The organism is Bradyrhizobium xenonodulans, from assembly GCF_027594865.1.
Classification (GTDB): Bacteria; Pseudomonadota; Alphaproteobacteria; order Rhizobiales; family Xanthobacteraceae; genus Bradyrhizobium; species Bradyrhizobium xenonodulans.
In genome coordinates, this window is the sequence record NZ_CP089391.1 from 5,529,100 (window position 1) to 5,551,500 (window position 22,401).

Consider the following 22,401-nt stretch of genomic DNA (forward strand, 5'->3'; position numbering starts at 1 on the left):
CGGACTACCCCGAGGGAATGCCCATGCCGCGGAAGCTGATCGATATTTCGGTGCCGCTCAGAAACGACGTGACGGCCGATCCGCCAGGCAACCATCCGACGATCCAGTATATCGATCACCAGCAGGGCCTGCCCCGCATGCTCCAGTTTTTCGACGGGCTCAAGGCAGACGATCTGCCGGATGGCCAGGGCTGGGCCGTCGAGCAGGTCTCGCTGTCCACCCACAACGGCACCCATCTCGACGCGCCCTGGCACTTCCATCCGACCATGAACCGCGGCGAGCGGTCATGGACGATCGACGAGGTGCCGCTGGATTGGTGCCTTCAGCCCGGCGTGAAGCTCGACTTCCGGCACCTGCCGGACGGCCGCGTGGTGACAGCCGACGACGTCGAGACCGAGTTGAAGCGCATCGGCCACACGCTGTCTCCCCTGGAGATCGTCGTCGTCAACACCAGTGCCGGCGCGAAGTTCGGCCGGGCCGATTACGTCAACTCCGGTTGCGGCATGGGCTATGAAGCCACCATGTATCTGCTCGAGCGCGGCGTGCGGCTGACCGGCACCGACGGCTGGAGCTGGGATGCGCCGTTCGTCTACACCGCGAAGAAATATGCCGAAACGAAGGATGCCGGCCTGATCTGGGAAGGCCACAAGGCGGGACGGCACATCGGCTACTGCCATCTCGAGAAGCTGCACAATCTCGATCAATTGCCTTCGACCGGGTTCACGGTCTCATGCTTCCCGGTGAAGATCGAGCGGGCCTCCGCGGGCTGGACCCGCGCGGTCGCCATCATCGACGATTAGGCGAAAATATTCACTCGCCGTCGAGGCCGCTCTCGGCGAGCTCGCGCAGCGCATCGGTATCGAGCACGACGATGGCGCCGTGCTCGAGGCGAACCCAGTTGCGTCCGGCCCAGGCGCGCAATTGCTTGTTGATGCTCTCTCGCGTCATGCCCACCATCTCACTGATCTCCTGCTGCGTGATGGCGAGCGTGCCGCTGCCGGAGTCGAACTTGCGCTCTTCGGTGAGACCGAGCAGCGCGCTTGCGAGCCGGCCTGGAAGATTTTGCAGGATCACCTGCTCCACCTGCTGGCTGGTCCAGCGCAGGCGCGCACAGAGCAACTCGATGAATTTCATCGCCAGCGCCGGCTGGCTCTTCACGAATGGCAGGAAGTCCCGGCGATCGATGATGTAGAGCTCGCAATTGGTGTTGGCGGTCGCGTCCGCCGAACGCGGCGCGCCGTCGAGAACTGCGATCTCGCCAAAGATTTCTCCGGGGCCGATCAGATTGAGAATGGCGTTCCGGCCATCAGGGGACGAAGAGGAGATCTTCACTGTCCCCGTGATCACCGCGAACAGATTGTTGCCGGGATCGCCCTTGGCCGCGATCGTCGCGCCGCGCTTGACCGTGGTGTGCTTGGCATAGCGGCAGAGCTGATCAAGCGCCTCCGGCTCCAGATCTGCAAAGATCGGGTGCTTGCGCAGGACCGATAATTTGTTGCCCGCAGCTTGTCGGGGGTCGCCGGTCTTGTCCTGAGGCACGCCGCTGGGCTCCTAAGACTGCGAGGCACTGGAGTTCCTGCGTAGTCAACGTTGCCGGGCTTTTCAACCACAAAGCATGCGCGCTGTTTGAGGCAAATGCGCGGAAAAGCCCGCGCTGGCGCGAAGTCCGCACCCGGAGGATGAGCCAATGCGTCCCCGTCGATGCAGAGTTGCAGCAATCGCGCGCCGGATTGCGTTGAGGCGCTGCCGAGCGGCCAAGAGCTGACTGTGGCGACACCACCTGCAGCACATACCGCAGAAAACGGCGGCTGGATCTCAGGGATTGCGACGCCTGGCGGCCGGGTCGAGCCGGCCCGCGCTTGTCTGCCGGTCTGCCCAAGCCAGAGCCCCGGCGAATGTGACAAAGATGGCCACGACAATGATAGTCACGAGCAGCGCGTCGGTCGGCATGATGCCCTCCCCCGATTGTCTTGGGCATTGTCAGCGACGCGCGGCTGCCGTCATTGATCAGGATCAAAATTGGGGCCGCTGCGACGGGATCGGGCGTCAGGCCGCGGCCAGGGCCTCGACCCTGGCCGGATCGAGCAGGCTGATGCCGCCATGAATGATCTCGATCACCCCGTGACGCTCCAGCTTGGTGAAGGTGCGGCTGACGGTTTCGATGGTCAAACCCAGATAGTCGGCGATGTCCTGCCGGCTCATCGGCAGCGGAACCGTGTCCGACAATCCCTTCAGTGAGAGCAGACGGTCGCGCCAGCCCAGCAGAAAGGTCGCGATCTTCTCGTCGGCCGAGCGCCGACCGAGCAGGACCATGTGATCGCGCGCGTGGCTCAACTCGCGAATCGCCAGCTCGTTGATCCGCCTCAACAGATGCGGCCGGTCCTCGATGAAACGGCCAAAGGGCACTTTTGCGAACTGGCACACCGTCACCGCGCCGATTGCATCTGCCGAAAAATTGTGCCGGCCGGAAATATTCATCCCCAGGAAATCGCCTGGTAGCGCAAACCCCACGATCTGCCGTCTTCCATCGGGAAGCAGCTTGTAAAGCCGCATGACGCCATCGAGGAGATTGTAGAAGGAGGTCGTGATGTCCTCCTCGGAGAAGACGGTCTCGCCTCCGTCAAAATGGACGCGGCGCCCGAGATGCTCGAATTCCCTCAGCTCGGCCGGGTCCAGCGACGAGCAGACCGCGAAATCGCGGACCGCACAATCGCTACAGAAATGCCCGTTCGGCTCGATCGTCACCACGGAAGCCTTCATCCACCGCTCCAAACGCCGGCTGCCCACATCAGGCCGAGTCCACCGCGCGAACGGCATTTTACTGCACTGCGCCAAAGGCGATTGATCCAGATCAATTTTGGTGGGCATGGCCGCCTTATTCTGCCCGCAGAGTTCGATGGGATGACTTTCCATGCTGCAAAGCGCACTGCGTCACGGCCTGATCGGGCTGCTTCTGATCACGCCTGCGCTGGCGGCCCCGACCGCCGAACAACGCGGCAAGGCTTTTGCGCAAGCCAATTGCGCGCGCTGCCACGCCATCGACCGTGGGTCGAGGAGCCCGCTCAAGATCGCGCCGCCGTTGCGTACGCTGCACAATCGCTATCCGATCGAGGCCCTCGAGGAGGCACTGGCCGAAGGTATCTCGACCGGACACCCCAGCATGCCCGCCTTCGAGCTCGACCCGGACCAGATCCACGATCTCCTGTCCTACCTGAAGACGCTGGAATAAAAGGCGTCAGACCGCCTGCACCGTCCAGCCGATCAGCTCCTTGGCGATGCGGACAAAGGCCACATCGAATGCGGCGACCGCCGCGGCCGGCTCGACCTTGTCGAGCTTTTCGCCGGCCTCGATGAGGCGCGAGGCAATCACCTTGCCGGTCTTGTCGACGATCCGCGCCGACAGCCCGATCTCGACCCGCGTCTCGCCCTCGGTGGCGATCCGGAAGCGCCTGATGTCGATCAGGAGCTGGTAGTCCGCCTGGCCGAGATCGCTCGTGCGCAAAGGTGCGTGGGCGATGTCGTAGTTCTCGAAACTGTCGATCAGCCGGGCCTGTACCAGCTTTGGAATGCTGTCAGCCCAGAGGAAGTCTGCAAAGCCCGGATTGTCGCCGCCGGGTGCGAACAGCATGCGCTGAGTCTGAAGCATCGCGACAGCGGTCGGCTCGGGAATGGCCAATGACGCGGACAGCGTCTTGCCGACTGGTCCCAGATTCTGCGGCGTGCGCAGGTCGTAGGTGATCTTCTGTGCAGGCGTCCCGCCGCCGGTCATCTTCTCGAGGCCCGCCAAGATGCCGTCGATCTTGCCGGTGTTGCGCGCCAGCCCGTCGGAGAACGTCTTCAAATTGGCGATGGTGTCCTTCAGCGGTCCGGAATTGTCCTCCAGCACCGTGTCGACCCGCCGCAGCGCGTCGCGCGCGGCCTGCGTCATGCTCTGGCCTGCGCCGGCCTCGGCGATCAAGGTCAGGGGCTCGCCGGATTTGGCGACGATCATCCCGCCCTCCAGCGTCACCACGGGCACGCCGGTCAATCCCTGGAAATCAAGCCCGACCTTGGTGTCGGTGCGCACCGGTGTCGTCGCGGCGACCGAGATCGTCGCATTGACGAAGCGCGGGTTGTCCGGCGCGAGTCCAAGCTGGGTCACCTCGCCGACCCGGATGCCGTTGAATAGCACGCCGGCACCGACCAGCAAGCCCGGCACCGGTCCCTGGAACTGCACGTGATAGTTCGTGCGCGGCCCGATGCCGCCGGTGTTGTTGAGCCAATAGACGAAGCCGAATACCGCAATGATCGCCGCCAGCACGAAACTGCCGATCAGCACATAGGGAGCGCGGGTTTCCATGTCTCATCTCATCTCGTGTTGGAGCATCTGCGAGCGCTTGCCGTGGAAATAGGCGCGCACCCAGGGATGCTCGGATTGCAGCAGTTCGCGCATCGGGCCGATCGCGACGATCCTGCCGTCTGCGAGCGCGGCGACGCGGTCACAGACCGTGGTCAGGCTCGCAAGGTCATGGGTGACCATGAACACGGTCAGCCCCAGGGTCTTTTGCAGCGTGCCGATCAGCGCATCGAAATCGCCAGCGGCGATCGGATCGAGGCCGGAGGTTGGCTCGTCCAGAAACAGGATCGGCGGATCGAGCGCGAGCGCGCGCGCCAGTGCCACGCGCTTGGTCATGCCGCCGGAAAGCTCCGATGGATATTTGTCGGCGTCCTGCGCCCGCAGCCCGACCATCTCGAGCTTGGCGATCGCGATCTCGTCCATCAGCTCCTGCGAGAGCACCAGATTTTCGCGGAGCGGAAACTGCACGTTCTGGCGGACCGTCAGCGAGGAGAACAGCGCGCCCTGCTGGAACAGGATGCCCCACGTCGTGGCCGCGCCGTCCTTGCGACCGCCGATGGGCTGTCCCATGACCTCGATGGTGCCGCCTTGGCACGGGATGAGGCCGATGATGGTGCGCATCAACACCGACTTGCCGCCGCCGGACGCCCCCACCAGTCCGAGGATCTCGCCCCTGCGGACATCGAGCGACAGATGGTCGAGCACGGTCTGGCGGCCGAAGCCGACCACGAGGTCGCGGACGCGGATAGCCAACTCCTCTTGCGTCGCGTCCATCATCACATTCCGATCGAGGCGAAGAAGATCGCGAACAGGCCATCGAGAACGATCACCAGGAAGATCGACTTCACCACCGACGTCGTGGTCTGCCGTCCCAGCGATTCCGCGCTGCCCTTCACGCGCAAGCCCTCGCTACAGGCGACGATCCCGATCACCAGCGCCATGAACGGCGCCTTCAGGATGCCGACCTCGAAATGGGTGACGGAGATGGACTCATGCAGCCGCGCGATGTAGATCGCGGGCCCCATATCGCCGTAGAACTGCGCGACCAGGCCGCCGCCATAGAGCGCCGCGATCGATCCGATGAACGCTAGGATCGGCAGCGCGATGACGAGCGCCGCGACACGCGGCAGGATCAGGACGTCGACGGGATCGAGCCCCATGGTCGAGAGCGCGTCGATCTCCTCGCGCATCTTCATCGAGCCGAGCTCGGCGGTGTAAGCGCTGCCCGAACGTCCCGCAACCATGATGGCAACGATCAGCACGCCGAGCTCGCGCAGCACGAGGATGCCGACCATGTCGACCGTGTAGGACTCCGCACCGAACCTAAGAAAATGAAAGAACCCCTGCTGGGCGATGATGGCACCGATCAGGAACGTGATCAGCACGACGATGGGGATGGCCTGCCAGCCGATGCGGTAGAGCTGGTAGACCAGCGAGGTCAGCCGTAGCGACCGTGGCCGGCGCAGCACGCCGATCACGGCCACGAACAACGCGCCGAGCATTTGCAGAAAGATCGTGATGTCCTCGCGCGCACCGACCGCGGACTTGCCGAGATCGCCGAGCCTGAGCAAGACAGGATTTGGCGCGGCGGCCGGCGCCGGCGTATGGCGGTTGACCTGACGCACCTCGTCCATCAGGCCGCTGAAATGATCGGCGACGCCGACGAATTCGGCCGGTCTGCCAGACGATGCGGCCCGGCGCGACAGCTTCTCCAGGACCCAGGCGCCGAGCGTGTCGAGCGCGCTGACGCCCGACATATCCAGCGTCACCGCGAGGGATCGATCGACGTCCGCGCCGACCGAACGGGACAGCGTCTCGAGCACCGACACGTTGGCGGCAGTCCACGGCCCTTCCGGGCGCAATTTCAGCACATCGCCGGAGGGCGTTGCCAGCAACAGCGGTTCGGAGTTCACGCTTCCACCTCGTCGGGACAATCGGTCCCCATTCAGCCGGGACTTCTAGGCCAGCATGTGGCGACCGGGTTGACCTGTCTCAAGACCGGGGGTCGCGCCCCGCGTCTTGACGCAAATCAAGCGCGGCCCCGCCGACCGGTCTTAGGTTTGTTCTCATTCAATGGAGGCATCAAATCCATGTTCGATAGTGACAGGATGAGCGAAGAACTGAGAACGCTGAAGGTGGATGTCACGCGCCTCTTGAGCAGCGTCGGCGAGGAGATGTTCGACAGTTCGAAAGACCGGGCCGAAGCTCTGGCCGACCAGATCAAGGCCGCGCTTGCCGAGCTCGGCGAGACCGTCAGCGACGAAGAGGAGCAGCTTCAGGACCTCGTTGCAGAGCGCCCGATCACGTCGCTCGCCTCCGCCTTCGCACTCGGCGTGGTCGTCGGCTTCATGCTGAGGAGGCACTAGGTGAATACGGAGAACGTCGTCAAGCATCTGCGGGTGCTGTGGCGCACCGACAGGATCATCGCGGACATCAGGCTGCGCCATCTGCTGATGGGCCTCGGCCTGCGCGCCTTTGCGGCGCTGATCGCCGCATTCGGGCTTCTGATGCTGGAGCTGTCGGCCTATTTCGCACTGGTGCAGATCTGGAGCGCGATCGCCGCGGCCGCCGCTCTCGGCGCGATCAATTTCGTCATCGCGGCGATGTTGTTTGTCGTCGCCGGCCGGTCTCCATCCGGCCGCGACATCGAACTCGCCAATGAAATCCACGGCGCCTCCATCGAAGCCCTTCAGCTCGAGGCACGCGCGCTTCAGGTTCAGGTGAGCGGCGCGGTTCACCATCCGCTCGGCACAATTGTGCCGGTGCTAGTGCCGCTGATCGCGATCATCGTTAAGGGCTTGCGGAAGACCTCGAAGGAAGCTGCGGCTTCGCCCGAAGCGCGTTCGTAATGGAAGCGCTCAGAGCTTGAGCCGGACGTCGCAGATGTCGGGCTCGGCCGGATCCGGCTTCACCTCGAAACCGAGCTGCCGGCACATCTCCAGCATCACGCTGTTCTCCTTGAGCACGTCGCCCGAGATCGCTTTCAGCCCTTCCGACCGCGCATAGTCGATGATGAGCTGCATCAGGGTCCATCCGAGACCTCTGCCCTTGAGATCGGACCGCAGCAGGATTGCGTATTCGCCGCTCTCGTAGACCGAGTCCGAATGAAGCCGGACCACGCCCACCATCTCGCCGGTCTCCTCGTCGAACGCAATGAAGGCCATCGCGCGCGCATAGTCGAGCTGGGTCAGGCGCGCGATGAATTCGTGGGTGAACTCCTTCATCGGCGCGAAGAAGCGCAGGCGGAGGTCATGCGCCGTGACGTGACGCAGGAACTCGTGGATGGTCGGCTCGTCCTCGGGGCGCAGAGGCCGCACGAAGATACGCCAATCGCCCTTCAACGCCAGGCGGCGCTCCCATTGCGACGGATAGGCACGGACAGCGAAGTTGGCCGGGCCGGAGCCTGCGAATTTCCGCTGCGCAGGCCCCACCGCGACACGGGCATCGACCGCGGTCACGCCGGTCTCGTCAGCCAGCAGTGGGTTGATGTCGAATTCGCGGATCTCGGGGATGTCGGCCGCCATCTGGGCGAGCTTGACCAGCACTGTCGCGACGGCGTCCGGCTTGACCGCGGGCACGTCCCGATAGGCCTTCAGCAGCCGTGACACGCGCGTGCGATCGATCAGGTCGCGGGCGAGCTGCAGATCGAGCGGCGGCAGCGCCAGTGCCTTGTCGTTGATGATCTCCACGGCCGTCCCGCCGCGGCCGAACACGACGACGGTGCCGAAGGTGGGATCGTCGGCGAGACCCAGGATCAGCTCGCGCGCCTTCGCCTTGACGACCATCGCCTGCACGACGACGCCCTCGATGCGGGCTTCGGGGCGCAGCTTCCTCGCGCGCGCGAGAATGTCCGTGGCCGCCGCGCGCACGGCCTCCGGCGTCGTCAGGTTGAGAACGACACCGCCGACGTCCGACTTGTGGATGATGTCGCGCGACATGATCTTCAGCACGACGGTGGCGCCCTGCGCGAACATTTCATTCGCATAGGCCACCGCCTGCTCGACATCGGTCGCGGCACAGGTCGGCACCATCGCAATGTCGTAAGTTTCGAGCAGATGCTTGATCTCGACAGGATCGAGCCATTGGCGGCCGTCGGCAATGGCCGCGGCGACGATCTGCCGGGCGGCCCGGGCGTCGGGCACGAAAGTGTCGGGCATCGCTGGCGGAACCTGGCTCAGCTCTTCGACCACTTCGCGGTGCCGAACCAGATGCATGAAGCCGCGCACGGCGTCATCCTCGGTCGGATAGTTCGGAACGCCGGCGCCTGAGAGCGCTTGAATGATGTTCTGATCGGCTCCGACCCATGCGGCCAGCACGGGCTTAGCCCAACTGCGGTGCCGCTCGCGATATTTACCGACGAGCTCCGTCACGGTCGCCGCGATGTCGGTCGCCGAGGCAATCGCCGTTTGCACGTTGAGAACCAGGATTGCGTCATTGTCGGAATCGGCGAGCAGCACTTCCAGCGCCGCCGCGTAGCGCGATGCATCGGCATCACCGACGATGTCGACGGGATTTGCGCCGGACCAGGTCGGCGGCAGCGCGCCGTCGAGTTTTTCGCGGGCCTCTGCCGAGATGGTCGCCGGAATTCCGCCAAGCTCGACCAGCCGATCGACGGCGAGGACGCCGATGCCGCCGCCATTGGTCAGGATGGCGAGACGCTTTCCCGTCGGCGATTCGACACGGCCGAGCGTCTCGGCGCAGTCGAACAGCTCGCGCAGATCGGAGACCCGAAGAACGCCCGCGCGGCGGAATGCGGCATCATAGACGGCGTCGGCGCCGGCGAGCGCGCCGGTATGCGTCGCGGCGGCCTTCGCCCCCTGCGCCATGCGGCCGGACTTCACCACGACGACCGGCTTCACGCGCGCTGCGGCACGTGCGGCCGACATGAACTTGCGCGCATCCTTGATGGCTTCGATATAGAGCAGGATCGCGCGGGTCTTGTGATCCATCGCGAAATGGTCGAGCAGATCGGCAATATCGACATCGATCTGATCGCCGATCGTGACGATGCCGGAGAAGCCGACGCCGCGCTGCGCGGCCCAATCGACCATGCCGGCGGCAATCGCGCCCGATTGCGAGATCAGCGCGAGGTTGCCCGCGCCGGGCATGTGCGCGGCGAAGCTGGCATTGAGGCTGACGCCGGGCATCATGATGCCGAGACAGTTCGGCCCGATCAGCCGCATGCCGTATTTGCGGGCCGCGGCGATTGCGGCCTCATGCAGGGATCCCGGTCCATGGCCGAGCCCGGCCGAGACGATCAGCGCACCCGCCGTACCGCGACGCCCGGCCTGATCGATGATGCCGGGAACCTCGCGCGCGGGCGCGGTGATAACCACGAGCTCGGGCACGAAGTCCAGCTTGTCCAGGTTCTTGACCGCGGCGATGCCGCCGATCTCGGCATGGCGCGGATTGACGAGACCGAACTGGCCCTTGAATTCGGCCTTGCGGATGTTCTCCAGCACCGCACGCCCCACGGAGACCGGACGTGCGCTGGCCCCGACAAGCGCGACCGACCGTGGCGACAGCAGATTCTTCAGACGATAGGTGGACATGACTGCAAATGCATCCGATCGGTGGCGGTTCCGATGGTTGAAGATCAGGCCGGCAACTGACGATGCGGCTAGTGCGAGATCATAACCCAGCACGGTGGCTGGCCAATGACGGTCTTTGTCACACCGCCCCAGACGATCTCGTTCAGGCGCGAATGATGGTAGGCGCCCATCACGATCGCGTCGATGGCATGGGAATTCGCCCAGCTTCCGAGCACCTTGCTGATCGAGCTGCCGCTGCCCTTCACCGCCTCGAACGAGGCATAGATCCCGTGTTCCCTGAGGTGATGGACGAGACTCAGGCCCGATTGCGTGATCGCGTCGGTCTTGTCGTCCGCCACGGTCACCACACGGACCGAGGTGGCAGCCTGAAGGATCGGCAACGCATCGCCGACTGCCCGCGCGGCGCGGGCGGAATGATCCCAGGCGATCATGACATTCTCGAATTCGGGTCGCAGCTTGTCGACATGTTGTTCCGGGCAGAGCAGCAGGGGCCGGCCGGATTCGAACAGAAACGTTTCGATGATGTGCTCGGTTCTGCTGTCATGCGGCTTGACGGGGACCAGCGCGAGATCGCTGAAACGCGCGTGCTCGGCCAGGATCGACGCGATCTGGTCAACCGGCACCTTGGCCGACCTGCTTTGGGCGCGAATGTTGGCTCGGGAGGCTGCACGGGTGAAGGCGTTCAGGAGTTGCTGCACGTCGCCTGGCTCGCGCGAGCCGCTGGCCTCCGCAGAATCCTGATCGTCGGGGAGTATGACCTTCGGCCGCACGAAGACGTCTTCCTCGAGCGCGAGCGCCGTGATCCTGGCGCCGAGATCGGCGGCGAGAGCTACGCATGTCTCGATCGCCGCGAGGGTCGGCTCGTGCGGTTGACCGACGAGCGGCAGAAAGACGTCCTTGATGGGCATCAGGGTTCTCCTTGCCGGCCAAGATAAGCCGTCTTTCGTCGGGGATGCTTGATCCTGCTCAAGGCGGGAAATGCCACACAGCCCGGCCAACGACAGGTTTTGACTGATGTCAAGGACTGGCCGCGATCCAGCCCTAAGGGTTAGCCTGCCGCCTTGCTGCTGACGCATCCGGATAAGCCCGCGAGATGACGGACGATTCTGCCACCCAGGAACGGGTCTTCCGAGCGCTAAGCGAGCTGCCTGGCGTGAAGCGGATCGACACGCACGCGGCTTCGGTGTTTCTCGACGGCACCCGCGCGCTGAAGATCAAGCGGGCTGTCATGTTTCCGTTCCTCGACTATTCGACGCTCGAAAAGCGCAAGGCGGCCTGCGAGGAGGAGATCAGGCTCAACCGGCCGCTCGCGCCGCAAATCTATCGCCGCGTCGTGGCGATCACGGAGGAGCCGGATGGATCGATCAAGATCGGCGGTCGCGGCCGTCCGGTCGAATATGCGGTCGACATGTCCCGCTTCGACGAAAGCCGGACGCTGGACCATCTGGCCAAGGCCGGGCCGCTGGACGCGGAGCTGGCCGCGGCCATTGCAGACGCGATCACAGCATCGCACGAAAAAGCGACGATCTCGGATGGCACGGCGTGGGTCAATTCCATTCCCGCCCTGATTGACGGCAACAGCGCCGGCCTGCGCCATGGCGACCATCTCGAGGCGGCCGCGGTCGGGCCGCTTGGCGAAGCCTCCCACCAGGCTTTCCTGCGCGTCCGCGCTGCACTGAAGGAACGTGCGCGCCAGGGCTTCGTGCGCCGCTGTCACGGCGATCTGCACCTTGCCAATATCGTGCTGATCGACCGGCAGCCCGTGCTGTTCGACGCGATCGAGTTCGACCCGCAGATGGCGACGGTGGACGTGCTCTACGATCTTGCGTTCACGCTGATGGATTTGCTGCATTACGACCAGTCGGTGGCAGCCAACCTCGTCCTGAACCGGTATCTGGCCGCAGCGCCCGTTGAGACCCTCGACGCGCTGGCAGCGCTGCCGCTGTTCATGTCCATTCGCGCGGCGATCCGTGCACAGGTGGCGCTGGCGCGATTGACGCGACCTGACGCCGACGGCCCCGGCATTCTCGGCGAGGCGTGCCGTTATTTCGACCTCGCCCGGGCGCTGATCCATCCGCCAGCTCCCCGCCTGATCGCAGTTGGCGGACTGTCGGGCACCGGCAAATCCGTGCTCAGCCGCGCGCTGGCGCCCACTGTGGTGCCGCAACCGGGCGCTATCGTGCTGCGCAGCGACGTCATTCGCAAGCAGCTGTTTCAGGTGGGACACACCGAGCGGCTGCCGCCGTCCACGTATCGGCCCGAGGTGACGGCGCAGGTCTACGAGGTTCTGATGCAGCGCGCCCGGCAGGTGCTGGCGCAGGGTCATTCCGTTATCGTCGATGCCGTCTTTGCAAGCGAGTCCGAACGGGACGATTTGGCTGCCCTGGCACTCGCGTGCGGCGTGCCGCTCAACGGACTATTTCTTGTCGCGGACCTCGCGACCCGGCAGGCGCGAATCGGCAGCCGCCACAGCGATGCGTCCGACGCCACGCAAGAGGTTGCCGCGTTGCAAGAGCACTATAATATCGGCCATCTCGGTTGGGCGACGATCGATGCATCCGGGACACGAGCGCAGACGCTTCAGCGCTGCCGGGACGCGATCGCTGAGGGCAAATAAGGCAATCTGATTGGCGCGGGCTAGGATGGCACGATCCACCACGAGTTCGACTGCGACCGCTCGCGCCCGGCCCGCGGCGCGGCGTAACGCCCTGCCCGGCCGCCTCAGCCCCGGCATGGCCTGCGACACCGCATTCCGGATCATCGCCCGCCGTCATCTCGATGCCGTCCTCGCCCAGCATGACGGCACCTGCCGCGGCGACCCCGAGGCGCTGCACCAGATCCGGATCGCCCTGACGCATCTGCGCACCGCCATCCGCTTCTTCTCGCCCATGGTCGATGACGCGCTACGGCCTGAAGTCTGGGCCGAGCTGAAATGGCTCAACAGCCAGCTCGGCATGGTCAGGGACCTCGACGTGGCGATCGACCGGGTCATCGCCGAGAGCGGCGGCGAGCTCGATGTGATTGCAGAGCTTCAGCATTGGGACGAGAAGCGCGCCGAGAGCCACCGCCTGCTCGCACGCGCACTGCAATCGGCGCGGTACCGCCGTCTCGTCGAGCAGACCTCCGGCTGGATCGAGAGCGGCCCCTGGTCGACGAGGCGCAGCAAGGAGGCCATCAGGCTGCGCCGCTGCTCGCTTGCCGACCACGCGACGGCGCAACTCACCGAATGGGAAACGACGCTGCTCAAGAAGGCGCGAAAGCTCCGCAAGCTCGATGTGGAAAAGCGGCACAAGCTGCGACTTCTCAACAAGCGGCTGACCTATTCGGTCGAATCGCTCGAGGATTTGTTCGCCGACGAATCGTTGACGAAGCAGAAGGCCATCCTCAAGCAGTTGCGCAAGGCGCAAAAGTCGCTGGGACAGTTGAACGACGATGCGCGAGGGCAGACGCTGGCGGCCTCACTGAACGAGGCCGTGCCGGAGGCGGGAATTCGCTTCCTCAATCGCAAACGGGAGAAGAAACTGCTGCGAACCGCTTCGAAAGCCTACCGGAAACTGGACGAAGCCAAGCCGTTCCGCTCCTCCGACCTCGCGCCGAATGCTGAGCCCGAGGATTAGGTTTTGACGTAGTCTCCTGGCGCATCGGGCAGGCCGGAGACGTCTCCAAGCCCGATCTGCGGTGGGTCGCGGGGCTCGCCCGAACGCGCCGTGAGCCAGTCGGTCCATTCCGGCCACCACGATCCCTCGACATGCGGCGCCAACTCCAGCCATTCGTCCGGGCCGACATAGGGCGCGTCCATGGCCTTGGTCATGGCCTGATAGCTGTGCCCGGGCTCCTCGGGAGGCGCGACCACGCCGGCGTTGTGGCCGCCACTGGTCAACAGGAAGGTCACATCGGCATCGACCTGATAATGGATTTTGTAGACGGACCGCCACGGCGCGACGTGATCGGCGACCGTGCCGACCACGAACATCGGCGTATGAATGTCGGAAAGTGAAATACTCCTGTCCTCGACGCGATAGCGGCCTTCGGCCAGATCATTGTCGAGGAACAACTTGCGCAAATATTCTGAGTGCATGCGATAGGGAAGCCGCGTCGCGTCGGCATTCCAGGCCATCAGGTCGCTCGGAGGCGCGCTCTCGCCCATCAGATAGTCATGCGACAGCCGCGACCAGATCAGCTCGTTGGAACGCAGCAGCTGGAACGCGCCGGCCATCTGCGTCGTATCGAGATAGCCGCGCTGCCACATCGCATCTTCGAGGAAGGCGACCTGGCTCTCGTTGATGAAGAGCGTCAATTCGCCTGCCTCGGTGAAATCGGTCTGGGCGGCAAGGAGTGTGACGGTGCCCAGCCGCTTGTCGCCATCGCGCGCCATCGCGGCGGCAGCGATCGACAACAACGTTCCGCCCAGGCAATAACCGAGCGCATGGATCGTCCGGTCCGGAATGATCCGGCCGATCGTGTCCAGCGCGGCCATCACGCCGAGCTTGCGATAGTCGTCGAACGCGACATCCCGGTCCTTCGCATCCGGGTTGCGCCATGAAATCGCAAACACGGTGAAGCCCTGACCGGTCAGATGTTTGACCAGCGAATTCTGCGGCGACAGATCGAGGATGTAGTACTTCATAATCCAGGCCGGCACGATCAGGATCGGCTCCGGCCGCACTTGCGCAGTCGTCGGATAATATTGGATCAGCTCGATCAGCTCGTTGCGGTACACGACCTTGCCAGGCGACACCGCCACCGTCTTGCCGACGACAAATTGCCCGTCGCCCGCCGGCTTTGCGGCCGAGAACAGGCGCATCAGATCGCTGCACCAATTCTGCCAGCCGAACACGAAATTCTCGCCACCGCTCCGGAATGCCTTCTCCAGCACCTGCGGATTGGTCGCCGCGAAATTCGACGGCGCCAGCGTGTCGAGCATCTGGCGCATCGAAAACTCGACGATGGCCTCATTTGCGCGCGACACGCCGCGCACACCGGTCGCGGCATCGTGCCACCAGCGCTCCCCGAGCAGAAACGCCTGCGCCAGCAGATTGAACGGCGCGATCTCCCATGACGGTTCCTTGAAGCGTCGATCCCGCCCCTGTGGCTGAATCACGGACCACGGCTCCTGCCCCGGCGACGTCGCATGCGCGGCGGCTTCGATGAAGCGGCGGGAATCGCGCAGGACATTGCGCGCGATCTCGATCCGGCGCTCCGGCGCTGCGGCGAGATGCAAACTCCAATCGAGCCAGGCGAGCGACAACGCCGCCGGCGATATCCCACCTGTGAAACGGGCCAACATCGCGTGGAAGGCGCGGTCGAGAGTGTATGGCTCCGGTGGAGGCAGGGAATCGGCCGCAACCGGCTTGCTTGCTTGCCTTTCGGGTCTCGGGGAGACGACAACGGGATCGTCCGAGACAGGCCGCGCCGCCGGCTCTTCAGCCCGTGGAAATATCTGCACGACGCTCATGGCGAAATGTTCCTGCGGACTGCTGTTTACGTCGATCGCAGCATATGGCGACGCTTCGGCTACGCGTTGAGCTGCATCAAATCCAGGCACGGATCACAATTGCTTGGCCGGCAACAGCCGACTTTGTCCGCTTGACCTGGGTCAAGCTGCACCTCGGCGCTCACGCTAGGTTTTGCGCAACGAAATGCGACAAGCCAGCGGAGTTTTCCATGCGCGCCCACCAGATCATGACCCGGTCGGTCATCTCGGTCACCCCCGACACCAGCATCGTCGAGGCGGCGAACATCATGCTGAAACGGCACGTCAGCGGCCTCACAGTGGTGAATGATGCCGGCAAGCTGGTCGGCGTCGTCTCGGAAGGCGACTTCATCCGCCGCAGCGAAATCGGCACCGGGCGCGAGCGCGGACGCTGGTTGCGGTTCATCCTCGGGCCCGGCAGGTCCGCCAACGATTTCGTGCACGAGCATGGCCGCAAGGTTTCGGAAGTGATGACCGCCTCGGTCGTGACGATCACCGAGGACACGGCGCTTGCCGAGATCGTCGATCTCATGGAACGGAACAATGTGAAGCGCCTGCCGGTGGTGCGCGGCGACAAGGTCGTCGGCATCGTGTCCCGTGCCAATCTGCTGCAGGCGGTGGCTGGGCTCGCCCGCGAGGTGCCGGATCCGACCGCCGACGACGATCACATTCGCAGCCGCATCATCGACACCATGGAGAAGAACGACTGGTGCCCGTTCGGGCTGAACGTCATCGTCCGCGACGGCATCGTACATCTCAGCGGTGTCATCACCGAAGAACGGGCGCGGCAAGCCGCGGTCGTCGCAGCCGAGAACGTCGAAGGCGTGAAGAAGGTGCACGACCATCTGTGCTGGGTCGACACCATGTCCGGCGTCTATCTGAACTCGCCCGAGGACGATGAACTCGCCAAAGCGAGCTGAGCGCGAGCGGAACCCGGCTTAGCGGGGAATGACGGCGGTGGCCTCGATTTCGACGCGTGCCGCCTTCTCCACGAGCCGAACGACCTGAACCAGCGCCATCGCGGGATAGTGCGCACCGAAGATGGCGCGGTAGACCTTTCCCAGCTCCCTCAGGTTCGCCAGGTATTCGTCCATATCGACGACGTACCAGGTCAGGCGCACGAGGTGCTCGGGCCGGGCACCGGCCTCCGCGATAATAGCCGCGATGTTGCTCAGGGTCTGGCGCACCTGCGCCACAAAACCATCCGCGAGACGCTCCTCGGAATCCCAGCCGATCACGCCACCGGTGACGACGATCCGCCCCTCGGCGGCCATCCCGTTGGCATAGCCCTTCGGCACCGGCCAACCCGACGGCTGGAGCACTTGCACCCCGAGCTGGGTTTCGTCCTCGGCTGCGGTCGGCAGCACTGCAAGCTGCGGGCCTTTCGGCGTCGTCACGGACAATTCTCTATCCTTCTCTCATTCCGCCGCGACGCCCGAAGACGTCACTGCGGCCTGCGCCAGTTGCCGCAGGGCAAAGCGCTTCAGCTTGCCGGTCTCGGTCTTCGGCAATTGCGTCACGAACTCGATTGCGCGCGGATATTTGTAAGGTGCTATCTCGCGTTTGACGTGTTCCTGCAACTCGGCCACGAGCTGCGCATCAGGCGTCACGCCAGGTGCGGCGATGACATAGGCCTTCACGATCATCCCGCGCGCCTCGTCCGGCGCACCGACCACGCCGCACTCGGCGACGGACGGATGCGTGAGCAGCGCCGCCTCCACATCCGTACCCGCGATATTGTAACCCGCCGACACGATCATGTCGTCGGAACGCGACTGGTACCAGAAATAGCCGTCGCTATCCATCAGATAGGTATCGCCGGTGATGTTCCAGCCGTTCTGGACATATTTGCGCTGCCGCTCGTCGGCGAGATAGCGGCAACCAGTCGGACCGCGCACAGCGAGCTTACCCATCGTGCCCGGCGGCAGATCATCGCCGTCGTCGTCGACGATCTTGGCCTCATAGCCCGGCACGGGCTTACCCGTCGCACCGGGACGGATCTCGTCTTCCGTCGCGCTGATGAAGATATGCAGCAGCTCGGTCGAACCGATGCCGTCCATCAGCTTGATGCCGGTGGCCTTGAGCCAGGCGTCGAATGTCGGCTTGGGAAGGGTCTCTCCGGCGGAGACGCATTTGCGAAGCGAGGAGATGTCGCGGCCTGCGAGCTTGCCGATCATCGCACGGTACGCGGTCGGCGCCGTGAAGCAGACCGTGGTCTTGTATTGCTCGATCGCCGACAGGATATCGTCCGGCGTCGTCTTCTCCAGCACGACGAAGGAGGCGCCGATGTGCATCGGAAACAGTACGCCGCCGAAGCCGAAGGTGAAGGCCAGCGGTGCCGAGCCGACGAAGCGGTCGTTCTGCCCGGCCCGCAGGATGTTGCGCGCATAGCCGTCGCAGACCGCCAGCATGTCCCGGTGGAAATGCATCGTGCCCTTGGGATCGCCGGTCGTGCCCGAGGTGAAGGCGATCAAACAGACGTCATCGGAAGCGGTATCGACCGCCCCAAACTCCGGGCTCGCATCTGCAATCAATGCCTCGAGCGAGTCCGCCGCGCCGTTGCCCCAATAGACCACGTGCTTGAGACCGGGCGCTGCCGCCTTCGCCTTCTCCATCTCTTCGGAGAGCTTTCCGTCGCAAAGCGCGAGCGTGATCTCCGCCTTCTGGATCGGATAGGACAGCTCCTTGGCACGCAAGAGCGGCATGGTCGCGACGACAATGCCGCCGGCCTTGATCACCGCCAGATAGGTCGCCACCATCATGGGGTTGTTGGCCGAGCGCAGCAGCACGCGTCCGCCGGTCACGAGACCCAGCTTGCCGACCAGCACATTGGCGATGCGGTTCACCAGCGCTTGCAGCTCGCGATAGGTGTAGCTGACGGCCGGGCTGATGACGCAGGACGCGTCGCCGTGGCCCTGCTCGACCCAGCGGTCGAGGAAATAGCTGACGCAGTTCAGTCGCGGCGGATAGTGCAGCTCCGGCCGCGTGAAGATGAATTCGGGCCAGAGCTCACGCGGCGGCAGATGCTGCCGCGCGAATGTATCGACATGGGCAGTCGCGACGTTGCCGTCATGCGAGTCCGTCACTTGAACCTTGGCGGCGTTGGCCATCGCACGCTCCTTTCAGCATGGATTGCACCCGGCAGCACGATCTGAGAAACATTTTAGGCTTAAAACAATTTGGCGCAATAGCGGATTTTGGGCATCCAATGCATTTTCCTGCGGCAAATGGGATTGGCAGGCGCGTCGCCCGCGGGCCTAGGCCCGGCGGCGGCCGGCCGATTTCTGCGCCGACGCCTTGGTCTTGGCGAGCAGCCGCATCAATTCGCGCACGTCCTTCGGCGTCAAATCGGCGAAGAGATCGGCAATCCAGGTCTCGTGCTCCGCAGCCATCTTCCGGAACTCGGCGCGACCAACCTTCGTAAGCCGGATCACCTGGACGCGGCGGTCTGTCTCCGAGGTGCGTCGGTCCAGATGGCCCGATTCCACCAGCCGCTCGACGAGGCCGGTGACGTTGCCGTTCGACACCATCATGCGTTTGGAGACGTCGGACAGCGTCATGCCGTCGGGCGCCTTGTCGAGCTGGGCCATCAGGTCGAACCGGGGTAACGTGACGTCGAAGCGCTGCCGCAGACGGCCGCGGACTTCACCTTCGATCAAGGTCGTGCAGGTGAGCAGGCGCAGCCACAGCCGAAGCTCTTCGGCGTGGTCCTCCGGAGTTTCGACGGCCTTGGTCTCGGAATCGAGCATTCGATGCAGCCACTCACGGCCGGCATTGGCGCCGGCACGGATTCCCCAACGTTTTGAGCTTCAAATAAATCCGTGCCGGCCGCAAGCCCAAAGCTGCAACAATCGACCGCAGGCGAATTTCTTTAGGCTTCAAATAATTGGCGTGCCGCTTGCATGCGCGGCTGTCCGCAGGATGGCGACGCTTGAGCTTTGCTTGCCGCGGCAGCCATCATCGGCATAAGCTTGAATTGGAGTACGTGGCTTGCAGCGCAGGCCCGATCGGCACGAGGACAGATCATGAAGACGCAAATGACGATGGCCGCAGCCGCGTTGCTGCTCGGCACCGCGGTGAGCCCTGCCCTCGCCCAGGAGAAAATCAAGCTGGGCGTGATCGTGACCCTGTCGGGACCCGCCGCCGCACTTGGCCAGCAGGTCCGCGACGGTTTTGCGCTCGCAGTGAAGGACCTTGGCGGCAAGATGGGCGGCCGCGATGTCGAAGTGATCGTTGCGGATGACGAACTGAAGCCGGATGCCGCGGTCACCAAGGTCAAGGGCCTTCTGGAGCGTGACAAGGTCGACTTCGTCGTCGGTCCGATCTTCTCCAACATCCTCCAGGCCATCCACCGGCCCGTCACGGAGTCGAAGACCTTTCTGATCAGCCCAAATGCCGGCCCGTCGACCTTTGCCGGCAAGGACTGCAACCCGTTCTTCTATGTGACCTCGTACCAGAACGACCAGGTGCACGAGATCCTCGGCAAGGTCGCGCAGGATCGCGGCTACAAGCGCATGTACCTGATGGTGCCGAACTATCAGGCCGGCAAGGATTCGGTGGCGGGATTCAAGCTCGACTACAAGGGCGAGATCGTCGAGGAATCCTACATGCCGCTCAACACGCTGGACTTCCAGCCGGAGCTGTCCAAGATCTCGTCACAGAAGCCGGATGCTCTGTTCACGTTCATGCCGGGCGGCCTCGGTGTCAATCTCGTCAAGCAGTACCGGCAGGCCGGCCTTGCCGACAGCATTCCGGTGCTCTCGGCTTTCACGGTGGACGAATCGACGCTGCCGGCGCAGCAGGATGCGGCGGTCGGCATGTTCGGCGGCGCGAACTGGGCGCCCAATCTCGACAATCCCCAGAACAAGAAGTTCGTCGCGGCCTATGAGGCCGCCTACAATGTCGTGCCCGGCACCTACGCCTTCCAGGCGTATGACGCTGCCATGTTGATCGACAGCGCGGTCAAGGCCGTGAAGGGCGACCTCTCGATCAAGGATGCAGTCGGGACCGCACTGAAGAAGGCCGACTTCACCTCGCTTCGCGGCGCCTTCAAGTTCAACACCAACGGCTATCCAATCCAGGATTTTTATCTGACCAAGGTCGCCAAGCGTCCGGACGGCAAATTCCAGACCGAAATCGTCCAGAAAGTCTTCGAGAATTACGGCGACCGCTACGCCAAGGACTGCAAAGCGGCGAACTAAGCCGCCTGTCGCGTTTAAGGGAGGACTTCAATGAGCAGCGAAATCACCGGCATCACGCGGGCCAATGAGGGGATTCAGGGCATTTCCTGGAACATTCTCGGCCAAACTTATGTGCCGAAGAGCAACACCGAGCACAGCTTCTCCTGGCACGCGACGTTGCCGCCGGGCACCTTCGTGCCGCCGCACATCCATCCCGACCAGGATGAGTATCTCTACATGCTGGAGGGCAAGCTCGACTTCATGCTCGGCAATTCGGAAGCGCAAGCGACCGCGGGCGATCTGATCCGGCTCGGCATGGGCGTGCCGCACGGCATCTTCAACAAGTCGGAGCAGACCGCAAAAGTGTTGTTCTGGGTCTCGCCGAGCCGCAAGTTGTTCGACCTGTTCTGGGGCCTTCACAACATGAAGGAACAGAAGCCGGAGGACGTGGTGGCGATGGCCGCCGAGTTCAACATCCACTTTCTGCCGCCGCCTCCCGGCGCCGGCTAGCTGCAGGTCTTAAGCGCGCACAGCCGCAAGTCCCGGCACTGCGGCGAAGCCTGCCTTGGTGGCATAGCCGCGCACGATCGCCTCGCGCTGAGAATAGCTCAGCACATTGTCGATATTGTCGAAGCCATCGGGCGCGAGCTGCTCGACGGCGTCGATGACACCCTCGGGGCCGCCGCGGCGGTTGGAGCGGACGATGTCCGCAGTCATCGGCAGGCGCTTCTTCTCGTATTCAAGCAGCGCCTGGCGCGGATGCTCGGCGCGCACCAGCGCGTCGGCAAGACAGCGCGCATCGAGGATGGCCTGCGAGGCGCCATTGGATCCGACAGGATACATGGGATGGGCGGCATCACCGAGCAGCGTGACGCGCCCGGACGACCAGTACGGCAAGGGATCGCGGTCGCAGGTCGGATATTCGTAGAATTCGGGCGTTGCCGAGATCAGGCTCTTGACGTCGATGTAGGGCACCGAGAAGCGCGCAACGTGCGGCATCAGATCCTCACGACGGCCGGGCCGCGACCAGTCTTCCTTCCGCGGCGGCGGGGCGTTGCCCTCGCCGACCTTCACCAGCACCGCCCAATTGGTGAGACGGCTCGCCGGGCTCGATCCCTCCGCGATCGGATAGATCACCACCTTGGCATTGAGGCCGCCGGCAACGATCATCGACTTGCCCGTGAGGAACAGCGGCCAGTCGCGCGCACCGCGCCACAACATCAGGCCGTTCCAGCACGGCGGCCCCTCGCTCGGGAACAGCGTGTCGCGAACGCGTGAATGGATGCCGTCAGCGCCGATCAAGATATCGCCGCGCGCGGTGTGGATATGCGCGCCGGCACGGTCGAAGAAGTAAGCGGTGACACCGCCCTCGTCCTGCGTGAAAGCGCCGAGCCGGCAGCCGGTGCGGATTGCCTCGTGCCCGAGCCGCTCCTCGACGGCGCGATGAATGACGCCCTGAAGGCGGCCACGGTGAATCGAGAATTGCGGCACATCGTGGCCGGCGTCGATGCCCCGGGCTTCGCGCCAGACTTCCTGGCCATGGCGGTTGAGGTAATAGAGCTGATCGGTGCGGATCGCGACGTCGTCGAGCTTCTGGAGCAGGCCGAGGCCGGCAAGCTCGCGCATCGCATGCGGCAACGTGTTGATGCCGACGCCAAGCTCGCGAATGGTGTCGGCCTGCTCGAAGATCTCGCAAGCCAGGCCGCGCGAGCGCAGCATCAACGCCGTGGTGAGACCACCGATACCGCCACCGACGATAATCGCCTTCATCGCCTCAACTCCACTCAATACACAGGCAACGGGGTTAACGTCGCACGGGCGGTCACTCCGCCGCAAGCGGCTTTGTCGCCTCCGCCTTGA

General features: G+C 64.1%; 22 protein-coding genes. 9 read left to right on the top strand and 13 right to left on the bottom strand.

Annotated features, from left to right (window positions below; all coding sequences use genetic code 11):
- The first annotated feature begins 23 nt into the window (after positions 1-23).
- The gene (locus I3J27_RS26300) at positions 24-800 is read left to right on the top strand and encodes a cyclase family protein (RefSeq protein ID WP_270172888.1); all 777 of its coding nucleotides are present in this window, start codon (positions 24-26) and stop codon (positions 798-800) included.
- Positions 801-810: 10 nt separating this feature from the next.
- Here the strand turns inward: I3J27_RS26300 and I3J27_RS26305 are convergent, their stop codons facing one another.
- The 3 genes from I3J27_RS26305 to I3J27_RS26315 all read right to left on the bottom strand — a co-directional run bounded on the left by I3J27_RS26305 (position 811) and on the right by I3J27_RS26315 (position 2,760).
- Positions 811-1,539: a Crp/Fnr family transcriptional regulator gene (locus tag I3J27_RS26305; protein WP_270161800.1), complete on the bottom strand. Its 729-nt coding sequence runs from the start codon at positions 1,537-1,539 to the stop codon at positions 811-813.
- 276 nt (positions 1,540-1,815) lie between these two features.
- Positions 1,816-1,950, bottom strand: a complete 135-nt coding sequence (locus tag I3J27_RS26310; RefSeq protein WP_270161801.1) for a hypothetical protein — start codon at positions 1,948-1,950, stop codon at positions 1,816-1,818.
- A gap of 96 nt (positions 1,951-2,046) precedes the next feature.
- On the bottom strand, positions 2,047-2,760 hold the full coding sequence (locus tag I3J27_RS26315; RefSeq protein WP_270161802.1) for a helix-turn-helix domain-containing protein: 714 nt from the start codon (positions 2,758-2,760) through the stop codon (positions 2,047-2,049).
- 151 nt (positions 2,761-2,911) lie between these two features.
- On the opposite strand from I3J27_RS26315, the gene I3J27_RS26320 reads away from it, so the two are divergent.
- A complete protein-coding gene (locus I3J27_RS26320) occupies positions 2,912-3,229 on the top strand; it encodes a c-type cytochrome (RefSeq protein WP_270161803.1) in 318 nt (105 codons plus the stop codon).
- A gap of 6 nt (positions 3,230-3,235) precedes the next feature.
- On the opposite strand, the gene I3J27_RS26325 is transcribed toward I3J27_RS26320, so the two are convergent.
- Genes I3J27_RS26325 through I3J27_RS26335 form a run of 3 tightly spaced genes read right to left on the bottom strand, consistent with a single transcriptional unit; the run spans position 3,236 to position 6,249 of the window.
- Positions 3,236-4,339: an ABC-type transport auxiliary lipoprotein family protein gene (locus I3J27_RS26325; protein ID WP_270161804.1), complete on the bottom strand. Its 1,104-nt coding sequence runs from the start codon at positions 4,337-4,339 to the stop codon at positions 3,236-3,238.
- A 3-nt stretch (positions 4,340-4,342) separates the two neighbouring features.
- The gene (locus I3J27_RS26330) at positions 4,343-5,110 is read right to left on the bottom strand and encodes an ABC transporter ATP-binding protein (RefSeq protein WP_270161805.1); all 768 of its coding nucleotides are present in this window, start codon (positions 5,108-5,110) and stop codon (positions 4,343-4,345) included.
- 2 nt (positions 5,111-5,112) lie between these two features.
- Positions 5,113-6,249: an ABC transporter permease gene (locus I3J27_RS26335; RefSeq protein ID WP_270161806.1), complete on the bottom strand. Its 1,137-nt coding sequence runs from the start codon at positions 6,247-6,249 to the stop codon at positions 5,113-5,115.
- Positions 6,250-6,444: 195 nt separating this feature from the next.
- Between I3J27_RS26335 and I3J27_RS26340 the strand changes: the two genes are divergently transcribed.
- Positions 6,445-6,702, top strand: coding sequence for a hypothetical protein (locus I3J27_RS26340; RefSeq protein ID WP_270161807.1), 258 nt, complete (start codon positions 6,445-6,447; stop codon positions 6,700-6,702).
- The gene (locus I3J27_RS26345; protein WP_270161808.1) at positions 6,703-7,185 is read left to right on the top strand and encodes a phage holin family protein; all 483 of its coding nucleotides are present in this window, start codon (positions 6,703-6,705) and stop codon (positions 7,183-7,185) included.
- Positions 7,186-7,194: 9 nt separating this feature from the next.
- On the opposite strand, the gene I3J27_RS26350 is transcribed toward I3J27_RS26345, so the two are convergent.
- Positions 7,195-9,888: a bifunctional acetate--CoA ligase family protein/GNAT family N-acetyltransferase gene (locus I3J27_RS26350; RefSeq protein WP_270161809.1), complete on the bottom strand. Its 2,694-nt coding sequence runs from the start codon at positions 9,886-9,888 to the stop codon at positions 7,195-7,197.
- A gap of 68 nt (positions 9,889-9,956) precedes the next feature.
- Entirely contained in the window at positions 9,957-10,796 is an 840-nt protein-coding gene (locus I3J27_RS26355; RefSeq protein ID WP_270172889.1) for a universal stress protein, read from the bottom strand.
- Between the two features lie 185 nt (positions 10,797-10,981).
- On the opposite strand from I3J27_RS26355, the gene I3J27_RS26360 reads away from it, so the two are divergent.
- Together I3J27_RS26360 and I3J27_RS26365 are read left to right on the top strand one after the other, a co-directional pair.
- Positions 10,982-12,505, top strand: coding sequence for a bifunctional aminoglycoside phosphotransferase/ATP-binding protein (locus I3J27_RS26360; RefSeq protein WP_270161810.1), 1,524 nt, complete (start codon positions 10,982-10,984; stop codon positions 12,503-12,505).
- Between the two features lie 25 nt (positions 12,506-12,530).
- Complete coding sequence (locus I3J27_RS26365; protein WP_270161811.1) at positions 12,531-13,505, top strand: CHAD domain-containing protein; 975 nt, start codon at positions 12,531-12,533, stop codon at positions 13,503-13,505.
- Here the strand turns inward: I3J27_RS26365 and I3J27_RS26370 are convergent.
- The gene (locus tag I3J27_RS26370) at positions 13,502-15,343 is read right to left on the bottom strand and encodes a PHA/PHB synthase family protein (RefSeq protein ID WP_270161812.1); all 1,842 of its coding nucleotides are present in this window, start codon (positions 15,341-15,343) and stop codon (positions 13,502-13,504) included. The genes I3J27_RS26365 and I3J27_RS26370 overlap by 4 nt on opposite strands.
- A 209-nt stretch (positions 15,344-15,552) precedes the next feature.
- Between I3J27_RS26370 and I3J27_RS26375 the strand changes: the two genes are divergently transcribed.
- Entirely contained in the window at positions 15,553-16,281 is a 729-nt protein-coding gene (locus I3J27_RS26375) for a CBS domain-containing protein (protein ID WP_270172890.1), read from the top strand.
- An 18-nt stretch (positions 16,282-16,299) separates the two neighbouring features.
- On the opposite strand, the gene I3J27_RS26380 is transcribed toward I3J27_RS26375, so the two are convergent.
- The 3 genes from I3J27_RS26380 to I3J27_RS26390 all read right to left on the bottom strand — a co-directional run bounded on the left by I3J27_RS26380 (position 16,300) and on the right by I3J27_RS26390 (position 19,110).
- The gene (locus tag I3J27_RS26380) at positions 16,300-16,758 is read right to left on the bottom strand and encodes a RidA family protein (RefSeq protein WP_370691983.1); all 459 of its coding nucleotides are present in this window, start codon (positions 16,756-16,758) and stop codon (positions 16,300-16,302) included.
- Between the two features lie 21 nt (positions 16,759-16,779).
- Positions 16,780-18,471 carry a benzoate-CoA ligase family protein gene (locus I3J27_RS26385; RefSeq protein WP_270161814.1) on the bottom strand — a complete coding sequence of 564 codons (1,692 nt, stop codon included), beginning with the start codon at positions 18,469-18,471 and terminating at the stop codon, positions 16,780-16,782.
- A 147-nt stretch (positions 18,472-18,618) separates the two neighbouring features.
- The gene (locus I3J27_RS26390; protein WP_270161815.1) at positions 18,619-19,110 is read right to left on the bottom strand and encodes a MarR family winged helix-turn-helix transcriptional regulator; all 492 of its coding nucleotides are present in this window, start codon (positions 19,108-19,110) and stop codon (positions 18,619-18,621) included.
- Positions 19,111-19,386: 276 nt separating this feature from the next.
- Between I3J27_RS26390 and I3J27_RS26395 the strand changes: the two genes are divergently transcribed.
- Complete coding sequence (locus I3J27_RS26395; RefSeq protein ID WP_270161816.1) at positions 19,387-20,562, top strand: ABC transporter substrate-binding protein; 1,176 nt, start codon at positions 19,387-19,389, stop codon at positions 20,560-20,562.
- A 30-nt stretch (positions 20,563-20,592) separates the two neighbouring features.
- Positions 20,593-21,051, top strand: coding sequence for a cupin domain-containing protein (locus I3J27_RS26400; protein WP_270161817.1), 459 nt, complete (start codon positions 20,593-20,595; stop codon positions 21,049-21,051).
- A gap of 9 nt (positions 21,052-21,060) precedes the next feature.
- On the opposite strand, the gene I3J27_RS26405 is transcribed toward I3J27_RS26400, so the two are convergent.
- Positions 21,061-22,311: a flavin-dependent oxidoreductase gene (locus I3J27_RS26405; protein WP_270161818.1), complete on the bottom strand. Its 1,251-nt coding sequence runs from the start codon at positions 22,309-22,311 to the stop codon at positions 21,061-21,063.
- Positions 22,312-22,401 lie beyond the last annotated feature (90 nt).

Excerpts from the sequence above, each read along its gene's own strand:
- I3J27_RS26405 (WP_270161818.1), bottom strand. The coding sequence starts at position 22,311 with ATGAAGGCGATTATCGTCGGTGGCGGTATCGGTGGTCTCACCACGGCG.
- I3J27_RS26315 (WP_270161802.1), bottom strand. The coding sequence starts at position 2,760 with ATGAAGGCTTCCGTGGTGACGATCGAGCCGAACGGGCATTTCTGTAGC.
- I3J27_RS26300 (WP_270172888.1), top strand. The coding sequence starts at position 24 with ATGCCGCGGAAGCTGATCGATATTTCGGTGCCGCTCAGAAACGACGTG.
- I3J27_RS26395 (WP_270161816.1), top strand. The coding sequence starts at position 19,387 with ATGAAGACGCAAATGACGATGGCCGCAGCCGCGTTGCTGCTCGGCACC.
- I3J27_RS26330 (WP_270161805.1), bottom strand. The coding sequence starts at position 5,110 with ATGGACGCGACGCAAGAGGAGTTGGCTATCCGCGTCCGCGACCTCGTG.
- I3J27_RS26350 (WP_270161809.1), bottom strand. The coding sequence starts at position 9,888 with ATGTCCACCTATCGTCTGAAGAATCTGCTGTCGCCACGGTCGGTCGCG.
- I3J27_RS26375 (WP_270172890.1), top strand. The coding sequence starts at position 15,553 with ATGCGCGCCCACCAGATCATGACCCGGTCGGTCATCTCGGTCACCCCC.
- I3J27_RS26325 (WP_270161804.1), bottom strand. The coding sequence starts at position 4,339 with ATGGAAACCCGCGCTCCCTATGTGCTGATCGGCAGTTTCGTGCTGGCG.
- I3J27_RS26385 (WP_270161814.1), bottom strand. The coding sequence starts at position 18,471 with ATGGCCAACGCCGCCAAGGTTCAAGTGACGGACTCGCATGACGGCAAC.
- I3J27_RS26390 (WP_270161815.1), bottom strand. The coding sequence starts at position 19,110 with ATGCTCGATTCCGAGACCAAGGCCGTCGAAACTCCGGAGGACCACGCC.
- I3J27_RS26370 (WP_270161812.1), bottom strand. The coding sequence starts at position 15,343 with ATGAGCGTCGTGCAGATATTTCCACGGGCTGAAGAGCCGGCGGCGCGG.
- I3J27_RS26360 (WP_270161810.1), top strand. The coding sequence starts at position 10,982 with ATGACGGACGATTCTGCCACCCAGGAACGGGTCTTCCGAGCGCTAAGC.
- I3J27_RS26400 (WP_270161817.1), top strand. The coding sequence starts at position 20,593 with ATGAGCAGCGAAATCACCGGCATCACGCGGGCCAATGAGGGGATTCAG.
- I3J27_RS26310 (WP_270161801.1), bottom strand. The coding sequence starts at position 1,950 with ATGCCGACCGACGCGCTGCTCGTGACTATCATTGTCGTGGCCATCTTT.
- I3J27_RS26365 (WP_270161811.1), top strand. The coding sequence starts at position 12,531 with ATGGCACGATCCACCACGAGTTCGACTGCGACCGCTCGCGCCCGGCCC.
- I3J27_RS26340 (WP_270161807.1), top strand. The coding sequence starts at position 6,445 with ATGAGCGAAGAACTGAGAACGCTGAAGGTGGATGTCACGCGCCTCTTG.
- I3J27_RS26320 (WP_270161803.1), top strand. The coding sequence starts at position 2,912 with ATGCTGCAAAGCGCACTGCGTCACGGCCTGATCGGGCTGCTTCTGATC.
- I3J27_RS26355 (WP_270172889.1), bottom strand. The coding sequence starts at position 10,796 with ATGCCCATCAAGGACGTCTTTCTGCCGCTCGTCGGTCAACCGCACGAG.